The 1,502-nt window shown below is 48.2% G+C and carries 2 protein-coding genes; both read right to left on the reverse strand.

The window, feature by feature from the left end:
- Window positions 1–199 (reverse strand): hypothetical protein (locus AB4Z33_RS30935; protein ID WP_442053574.1); only part of this gene is annotated, 199 nt, incomplete at its 3' end.
- Between the two features lie 165 nt (window positions 200–364).
- Window positions 365–1,468 (reverse strand): MFS transporter, encoded by a 1,104-nt coding sequence (locus AB4Z33_RS30940; RefSeq protein ID WP_442053575.1) that lies wholly within the window; start codon window positions 1,466–1,468, stop codon window positions 365–367.
- Window positions 1,469–1,502: the final 34 nt, after the last annotated feature.

Here is a 1,502-nt window from a genome sequence, read left to right on the forward strand (position 1 = left end):
GAGAGAGACGATGCGAAATCTCAAAGATTGGCAGCTTCGGATTCACGTGCAGCGTTGATTCGAAAAACGAACACTGCTCGAAGTTGAAATCTAGAGTGGAGATAATAATGATGCAGTTCGTGAACGTGCAACTGACGAAGTTGAATCCGTCAAATTGTATCGTTTCGTCTTTGAAATTTTCATTCGCRATTGTTTTCATAGACAACGCTCCTATTCATAAGATGAGACAACATGATTAACATACTATCAGATTGTATGCGTGATGTTTGTCACTTATTGCTCTTCGAATGAATTATTTATCGACATGTTGCGATATGTCGGGCGGTCAATGAAAACGCAAGCGATGCGTAACGCTCAGTAAGGATTATGCATTAATCGTAGAGCCTTCTCCGCTGGTTTGGATAAGCGCCTTGCCGCCTTTGCCCATCCATTGTTTGCGCCAGCTGAACTGAATGACATACAGAGTGATAAGCGCTGCAAGCGCGATTCCGCTGAGTACTAGGAAACCGGCCGTATATGCACCTGACGATTGGTACAGCTTGCCCAAAATAAGCGGCAATACATATCCGCCAATACCTCCTGCAGCTCCGACGATACCCGTCATCAGGCCGAGTTCGTTGCCGAAACGCTGTGGTACGAGTTGGAATACCGATCCATTTCCCATACCAAGCGACATCATTCCGATGAATAAGAGAACGATAACGACAGGCAATGGCGGAAGCGTTGATATCGAAGCCAGCATAAGTCCTGCGACAGCATAGAGCACCGTCAACATGCGCGTACCGCCGAATCGATCGGCTAAGTAACCGCCTACCGGTCTGAAAAAGCTGCCTGCGATAACGCAGATTGTAGTGAAATCAGCCGCTTTGACTGGAGAGAGACCGTATTGCGTATTGAAGAAGATCGTCAAATAGTTGGTAAGACCGACGAAACCGCCGAATGTAACGCAATAGAACAAGCAGAACACCCAAGCGTCACGTTGTTTCAATAAAGAACCGTATTGCGTAAGCTTCTTAGGTGCTGGACGGTTCGGGCTGTTTTTGGCGAAAATCGTAAAGAAGATAAATACAAGCACGATCGGGATAAGAGCTAAGCCGAATACGGCTTCCCAGCCGCCGAAATGCTGTGCTAAGCGGTTGGCGAACAACGTGGAGAAGATCGTACCGCTGTTGCCTGCCCCTGCAATGCCCATTGCAAGACCTTGATGTTCCTTGGAATACCATTGACCGGCTAACGGAAGTGCCGCCGCGAACGAGGCGCCTGCAATGCCTAGCAGAATAGCGACGATGTAAAGCTGATCTAACGAATGAACGAATTGCCAGCCGAGCACGAGTGGGATGACCGTCATAACCATACCAATCTGTGCCGTAAGCTTAGGACCGATATAATCGGTTAGGAAACCGAGCACCAAACGCAGGGTATGGTTATGACGGTCATCCCACTCGTGCTCGGCTGGCAATTCGTTCATTCGTTAGATCAGCTTTACATCGTCGCTATTCTGC

Origin of the sequence: Paenibacillus sp. 2TAB19 (assembly GCF_052115185.1) — a bacterium.
Classification (GTDB): domain Bacteria; phylum Bacillota; class Bacilli; order Paenibacillales; family Paenibacillaceae; genus Pristimantibacillus.